This is a genomic window from Prevotella sp. P4-98, assembly GCF_002251405.1.
Classification (GTDB): Bacteria; Bacteroidota; Bacteroidia; order Bacteroidales; family Bacteroidaceae; genus Prevotella.
This window is the reverse complement of record NZ_NPJC01000009.1, coordinates 99,116-105,454: the sequence shown is the minus strand read 5'-3', so window position 1 is coordinate 105,454 and position 6,339 is coordinate 99,116. Positions and strand designations below refer to the sequence as shown.

8 protein-coding genes are annotated in these 6,339 nt (G+C 46.2%); 1 reads left to right on the top strand and 7 read right to left on the bottom strand.

The annotated features are described in order from the left end of the window. Nucleotides 1-121: 121 nt before the first annotated feature. The gene (locus CIK96_RS02635; RefSeq protein WP_094439490.1) at nt 122-481 is read right to left on the bottom strand and encodes a response regulator; all 360 of its coding nucleotides are present in this window, start codon (nt 479-481) and stop codon (nt 122-124) included. Between the two features lie 22 nt (nt 482-503). Further along, entirely contained in the window at nt 504-1,958 is a 1,455-nt protein-coding gene (gene xylE / locus CIK96_RS02630) for a D-xylose transporter XylE (RefSeq protein ID WP_094439472.1), read from the bottom strand. A gap of 510 nt (nt 1,959-2,468) precedes the next feature. On the opposite strand from xylE, the gene rpsO reads away from it, so the two are divergent. After that, the gene (gene rpsO / locus CIK96_RS02625) at nt 2,469-2,738 is read left to right on the top strand and encodes a 30S ribosomal protein S15 (RefSeq protein WP_094391272.1); all 270 of its coding nucleotides are present in this window, start codon (nt 2,469-2,471) and stop codon (nt 2,736-2,738) included. Between the two features lie 135 nt (nt 2,739-2,873). Here the strand turns inward: rpsO and folK are convergent, their stop codons facing one another. From folK to CIK96_RS02600, 5 genes are read right to left on the bottom strand one after another with little or no spacing between them, the layout of a single operon-like run. Beyond that, on the bottom strand, nt 2,874-3,341 hold the full coding sequence (gene folK / locus CIK96_RS02620) for a 2-amino-4-hydroxy-6-hydroxymethyldihydropteridine diphosphokinase (protein WP_094439469.1): 468 nt from the start codon (nt 3,339-3,341) through the stop codon (nt 2,874-2,876). Then, complete coding sequence (gene queA / locus CIK96_RS02615) at nt 3,334-4,476, bottom strand: tRNA preQ1(34) S-adenosylmethionine ribosyltransferase-isomerase QueA (protein WP_094391274.1); 1,143 nt, start codon at nt 4,474-4,476, stop codon at nt 3,334-3,336. The genes folK and queA overlap by 8 nt, the downstream gene beginning before the upstream one ends. Before the next feature lie 3 nt (nt 4,477-4,479). Next, nucleotides 4,480-5,214, bottom strand: a complete 735-nt coding sequence (gene truB / locus CIK96_RS02610; RefSeq protein ID WP_094439467.1) for a tRNA pseudouridine(55) synthase TruB — start codon at nt 5,212-5,214, stop codon at nt 4,480-4,482. Between the two features lie 56 nt (nt 5,215-5,270). Continuing rightward, nucleotides 5,271-6,068, bottom strand: coding sequence for an undecaprenyl-diphosphate phosphatase (locus tag CIK96_RS02605; RefSeq protein ID WP_094439465.1), 798 nt, complete (start codon nt 6,066-6,068; stop codon nt 5,271-5,273). Beyond that, nucleotides 6,065-6,331, bottom strand: a complete 267-nt coding sequence (locus tag CIK96_RS02600) for a DUF3098 domain-containing protein (RefSeq protein WP_094391277.1) — start codon at nt 6,329-6,331, stop codon at nt 6,065-6,067. The genes CIK96_RS02605 and CIK96_RS02600 overlap by 4 nt, the downstream gene beginning before the upstream one ends. Nucleotides 6,332-6,339: the final 8 nt, after the last annotated feature.

The following is a 6,339-nucleotide window of genomic DNA, read 5'->3' as shown; positions in this document are numbered from 1 at the left end:
CTAACTTACAGATTGTAATTTTCTGCAAAGATAGTCATTTCTAACCCATAGAGTCATTTTTTGCTCGTATTTTGTCGCATATCAACCACTTACAACGATTGTTAATCGTTTTTAGTGGACACTAGTGTTCACCGATATACTTTGCGATGGTTTCCAAACACTTTTCTCTGCTAAATGGCTTCGACATGAAATCGCAGCAGCCTGCTTCAAATGTGGCTTGGCGGTCGGTTTCAAAAGCGTTTGCAGTCAATGCGATGATGGGGAGGTCTGGATGTTTCTCCTTGATGAGGCGTGTTGCCTCAAGACCATCCATCACGGGCATCTTCATGTCCATCATGATTAAGTCGAATTGTTGTTGGTCAGACAGTTCAACAGCTTCTTTGCCGTTGCTGGCGCGTACCACTTCATATCGATTTCTCAATACGTAAGTCATCAGCACGTAGTTGCTTTCGTTGTCTTCTGCTACTAAGATACGTTTCATATTCATTTCTTTTGTTTTATTCTTATTTTCTGTCTTTCCAGAGTTTGGTCATATCCTCCAAGGTCTTGCCTTTGGTCTCAGGTACCAACTTCCATACGAAGAGAGCTGCCAACACACAGATAACACCATAGAGGCTATAGGTGAACCAATAACCCAGACTGTTGGCCAAGGGGACAAACGATGTTGATACGATCCAGTTGAATATCCACTGGAAGGCTACGGCAATGGCTACTGCTGCACCGCGGATGGTATTGGGGAATACTTCGGCGATGAGTACCCAGCAGATGGGACCCCATGAGAACATGAATGATGCTGAATAGATCATGATAGATACCATGCAGACGAGCTGCAGTTCGGGATTGCCGAAGGTGCATGCTACACCGATAGCACCTATTGCCATGCCGAGAGAACCAACGATGAGCAAGGGCTTACGACCGAGCTTCTCTACAGTGAAGATTGCTACACAGGTGAAGCTCAGATTGACGATTCCGTTGAATACGGTAAGCATCATAGGATTGTCGAAACCCATGGCTTCATAGATGCGTGGGGCATAATAGAGCACAGCATTGATACCTACTGCCTGTTGGAATACCGACAACATCACACCAACAAAGATGCAAAGAAATCCGTAGGTCATGAGTTTCTCGGTCTTCTCTGTAACGGTGTTCTTAATGTCAAACAGAATCTGTTTGGCTGCTGCTGCACCATTGATCTTTGCAAGGATGCGCTCTGCTTTGGCATCTTCGCCAATCATAGCAAGATAGCGTGGTGTCTCAGGTACAAAGCAGATGAGGATGGCAAACAGTCCGGCTGGAATCATTTCCGATCCAAACATATAGCGCCAGCCGGTCTCGATAGCCCATTTGGCTTCTGTGCCGTTGAGTATTTCGTTCAAACCGCCACCAACACTTGCAATGGCTGGGGCAATATGGTCGCCAAGGATGAAGAAGTTGACGAAATAAACCACCAACTGTCCGAAGATGATAGCAAACTGGTTCCATGATACCAACATGCCACGAATACCACTTGGCGCAATCTCACCAATATACATGGGGCAAACAGCAGAGGCAAGGCCTACGCCGATACCACCTATCACACGATAGAGATTGAACACGATGAGCAGGGTGAGGGTGGGTTTGCCTTCGGGCAACAACATGCTCTCAGGACACATAGAACCCCATGCCGATATGAAGAACATGATGCCGGCGAATATCAATGAACGTTTTCTTCCAAATTTTGTAGCAAGCAAACCAGAGATGGCTGAACCGATGATACAACCGATGAGGGCACTTGAACTGGTGAAGCCATGCCAGAAATCGGTATATTGGAAGTCTTTAGCTCCCATAAAGAAGGCTTGAAGTCCTTTCTCTGCGCCAGAGATTACTGCGGTGTCATAACCAAAAAGAAGGCCGCCTAATACGGCAACCATCACAATAGAAATCAAATAGGATCTGCTTCCTGTTTGCTGCTGTTCCATAGTTTTTGTTTTATAATTATTGAAGTGTATGATTTGTTTGCACAAAAGTAACATTTTTTTGGAACTAACACGGCCTTTTTGCTTGCTTTTTAACGTTTTTTTGAGGAATAATGCATAAATGCATACGTTATAGGGGATTTCCTGCTAACAGGCTGCGTTATGGTGATTGATGTGCTCTTTTTCTAGTTCCTATTAAAAATTGGGAAACGAATGGGAAAATAAAGGTAGCAGAAGGGAGAAATTCGTACCTCTAATCTTCCATAGTCATGGCACTTTTTCTCGCCATGGCATAATTAAAGCGAGCTTTATTCTGCTCATGGTTTAACGAAAACGTCCAATTTTAGCTACTCGCATTATGAAAATAAATAATTATATAAGGTTTTATTTGGTTTTTCGCTCACTTATTCGTACCTTTGCACCCGCATTTGAAAATGTGAACCGCCGTGATGAAGACGGGGAGCATCTGAAAGATGTCATATTATTAACAATTTAATTAAATCATCAACAATTATGTATTTAGATTCAGCTAAGAAGAAAGAAATCTTCGAGAAGCACGGACAGTCGGCTACTGACACCGGTTCTATCGAAAGCCAGGTAGCTCTGTTCACCTATCGCATCAGTCACCTCACCGAGCATCTGAAGCAGAACCGCAAGGATTTCGGTACAGCTCGTAGCTTGACCAAAATGGTAGGTCGTCGTCGTAAACTCTTGAAGTATCTCTACAACAAGGACATCAACCGTTATCGTGAACTGATCAAAGCCCTTGGACTGCGTAAGTAATAACGAAAGGTACATAACAAAAATTATCCCGCTGACTCGTAAGAGAAAGCGGGATAATTTTTGTTATAGCATATTGACGTGATGTTTATCTACCGTAAGCATGATGCTTGATTACATTGTAGTATCAATTATTCGCTACAGAACTTTTCGCAGAATTTCGTGAAGGGGAATCATTACGAAATCGCGTTCTTCCATTAACGGGTGGGGAATGACTAGCTCGGCACTGTCTATTCGCAGATCGTCATAGAGCAGTATGTCGATATCGATTGTGCGGTCAGAATAGCCATGATGGCTATCGGTTTTGCGCTTACGACCCATATCGCGTTCAATGGCTTGCGTCAGCAGAAGCACTTCGTGGGGCGTATGATTGGTGTGACAACATACTGCGCCGTTGAGGAAACGGTTGGAAGATTCAAACCCCCAAGGTTCGGTCTCTATCCATGATGATCGACGAATGACCTTGCCGATGCGGCGACCTATCTGTCTAACTGCCTCGTCGAGCATTTCCTGACGGTTGCCCAGATTGGAACCTAAAGCGAGATACACCTCATGGAGGTGATCGTCGCTTGTTGTCTCTGTCTGTTGCTGAGAAGTGTTAGTCATTAAGGATGAGCATTGCATCGCCATAGCAACCGAACATGAAACCATTTTTGACGGCAGCTTCGTAGGCGTTGTAGATGAGATCGTAACCACCGAAAGCGGCGGTTGCCATCATCATGGTTGATTCGGGATGATAGAAATTGGCTATCAGCGAATCTGCCAGATTGAAGTTGTAGGGTGGGAAGATGAACTTATTGGTCCAACCAGAAAACTCTTTCAACATGCAGTCGGTGCCGACGGCGCTCTCTGTAGCACGTAGGGTAGAAATGCCGACGGCGCAGATTTTACGGCCTTCCTTCTTGGCATTATTGACTGTAGAGCAGGCTTTACTGTCGATAATCATCTGCTCGGAATTCATTTTGTGCTTGGTGAGGTCTTCTACCTCAATGGCGTCGAAACTGCCAAGACCACAGTGTACGGTGATGTAGGAGAAGTCGATACCACGGATTTCCAAACGTTTCATCACTTCGCGGCTGAAATGGAGACCTGAGGCTGGAGCGGTAACAGCTCCTTCATGGCGGGCATAGATGGTCTGGAAGTTTTCTTCGTCTTCGGGAGTTACATCACGTTTGTCAACGATATAGCGTGGTAGTGGGGCAGAGCCCAAGGCAAAGAGCTCGCGCTTAAACTCATCGTGGGGACAGTCGTAGAGAAAACGCAATGTGCGTCCACGGCTGGTGGTATTGTCGATGACTTCTGCTACCATAGGCCCGTCTTCATCGAAGAAGAGTTTGTTGCCAATACGTATCTTACGTGCTGGTTCTACGAGTACGTCCCAAAGACGCAGTTCCTCATTGAGTTCGCGAAGCAGGAATACTTCAATCTTTGCGTCGGTCTTTTCTTTGGTGCCATAGAGGCGTGCAGGGAACACCTTTGTATCGTTGAGAATCATTACGTCACCTTCATCGAAATAGTTGATGATGTCGCGGAATAACAGCGGTTGATTGGTGTCGTTTCCTTCATCATCTTTCTTGAAGATGTCGAATGTTTCGCTTTTGCGGTGTACAACCATCAGGCGACATTCATCGCGCCGATATACTTTATCAATGGTTCCGTCTTCATTTTCGAATGCTTTGTGTGGTGGCTCAAGGGCTACCTGTGACTCGGGCAACTTGAATTTAAATTGTGACAGTTTCATTGCTTATAGTTTTTTAAAGTTGTTTTTTTTCTTCTTGATGTCTTCTATATCTTGTTGGGCAAGCCATGCAGGGAAATCGTCCATCTGGATGCAATGTTCGATGCTGACTTCGCCCAAACGGGTGCGGCGTAGTGCGGTGAGGTAGGCACCGCTTCCTAATGCGCGACCGATGTCGCGTGCAAGCGACCGGATGTAAGTGCCTTTTCCACATACCACTCGGATGGAGAGCTGCATGAGCTGTTGGTCGAATGACGTTACCTCAATCTCGTCGATATGTACGGTTTTGGCTGCAAGCTTCACCTCTTCGCCGTTGCGCTTCATGCGGTAGGCACGTTCACCGGCTACCTTGACTGCCGAATACTGTGGTGGCACTTGCTGGATATCACCGAGAAATTGTGGCAGCGTGTCGTCGATGAGCTGGCGTGTGATATGCTGGGTGGGGTAGGTCATATTGACGGTATGCTCTTTGTCGTAGCTGGCTGTGGTAGCACCGAGTTGCAGCGTGGCTGTATATTCCTTGGTGTGGTACTGCATGCGCTCAATCTCCTTGGTCATTTTGCCGGTACATAGTATGAGTACACCAGTGGCAAGGGGATCGAGTGTTCCTGCATGTCCCATCTTCACTCGTTTTACGCCAATCTTACGGGATACGAGATAGCGGATGTGTGCCAACGCGCCGAAACTCGACATGCGATAGGGCTTATCGATATAGATGACTTCTCCTTTTGTAAAATTCATATATTTTATTTAGAATATGTCCTAACCAGGTCAGGGGCATAAGGTAAATGTGAGTATTAAATGAGTGAGCAGATGATGGTGATAGCACCTGCTATGGCACAATAGATGCCGAAATAGATGAGCTTGCCTTTCTTCACGATGTTGATCATCCACTTGCAGGCAAGGCATCCAGACAAGAAGGCTGCAACGAATCCTATTACCATGGGGAAGGTGTCGATGCCGCCAAGGGTTTCTTCTCCTTTCAGTCCTTTCAATAGGTCGAGTAATGCCTCACCAAGGATGGGAGGGATGACCATGAGGAACGAGAACTGTGCCATCTTTTCTTTCTTATTGCCTAATAGGAGACCTGTGGCAATGGTAGTGCCAGAACGGGAGAGTCCGGGCAGTACGGCAAGAGCCTGACCTAAACCGATGATGAACGCATGCAGTGGACTGATGTTTTCACGCTGACGGGGCTTGGCAAAGTAGGAGAACGACAGAAGTAGTGCTGTTACGAGAAGCATGCAACCTACTATGAGCAGGCCCGAACCGAATATTTCCTCTACTTGGTCTTTGAAGAACACACCCACGATGCCCACAGGTATCATAGAGATGATGATGTTGAGGGCGTATTTGGTTTCATCGTTCATCTGGAATTTGAAGAGTCCTTTCAGTATCCAGTCGATTTCTTTCCACAGAATAACTAAGGTGCTCAATACCGTGGCAACATGTACCATGATGGTGAAAGTGAGGTTGTCTTCACCGTTGATGTCGACGAGATAGGCGCCAATGGCGAGGTGACCGCTACTGCTGACGGGGAGATACTCTGTCAGTCCCTGGATGAGTCCGAGTATAAGTGCTTCAAACCAATTCATTGTGCGCAACCCTCCTCTGTTTCGTTAGCTGTTGTCTCGGTGTTTTTGGGCTTGCGCATCACACCATAGATCATGAATACAAACCCGAACAAGCAGGTGATAGGAGCTATGGTGATGCGGCGTGTGCTGAAGATGTCGGCATTGTATGCCTCTAAGTCGGAACCGCTGCCACTCATCAGAATGAATCCGATGATGACGATAGCCATGCCTAATGCCAAAAGCAGATAGTTGGTGCGGTCAAAAGCGAGATTTCTTTTGTTCATAATGTATT

Bases quoted from the DNA above. Each gene is read 5' to 3' on its own strand.
- CIK96_RS02635 (WP_094439490.1), bottom strand. From the start codon at position 481: ATGAAACGTATCTTAGTAGCAGAAGACAACGAAAGCAACTACGTGCTG.
- xylE (WP_094439472.1), bottom strand. From the start codon at position 1,958: ATGGAACAGCAGCAAACAGGAAGCAGATCCTATTTGATTTCTATTGTG.
- rpsO (WP_094391272.1), top strand. From the start codon at position 2,469: ATGTATTTAGATTCAGCTAAGAAGAAAGAAATCTTCGAGAAGCACGGA.
- folK (WP_094439469.1), bottom strand. From the start codon at position 3,341: ATGACTAACACTTCTCAGCAACAGACAGAGACAACAAGCGACGATCAC.
- queA (WP_094391274.1), bottom strand. From the start codon at position 4,476: ATGAAACTGTCACAATTTAAATTCAAGTTGCCCGAGTCACAGGTAGCC.
- truB (WP_094439467.1), bottom strand. From the start codon at position 5,214: ATGAATTTTACAAAAGGAGAAGTCATCTATATCGATAAGCCCTATCGC.
- CIK96_RS02605 (WP_094439465.1), bottom strand. From the start codon at position 6,068: ATGAATTGGTTTGAAGCACTTATACTCGGACTCATCCAGGGACTGACA.
- CIK96_RS02600 (WP_094391277.1), bottom strand. From the start codon at position 6,331: ATGAACAAAAGAAATCTCGCTTTTGACCGCACCAACTATCTGCTTTTG.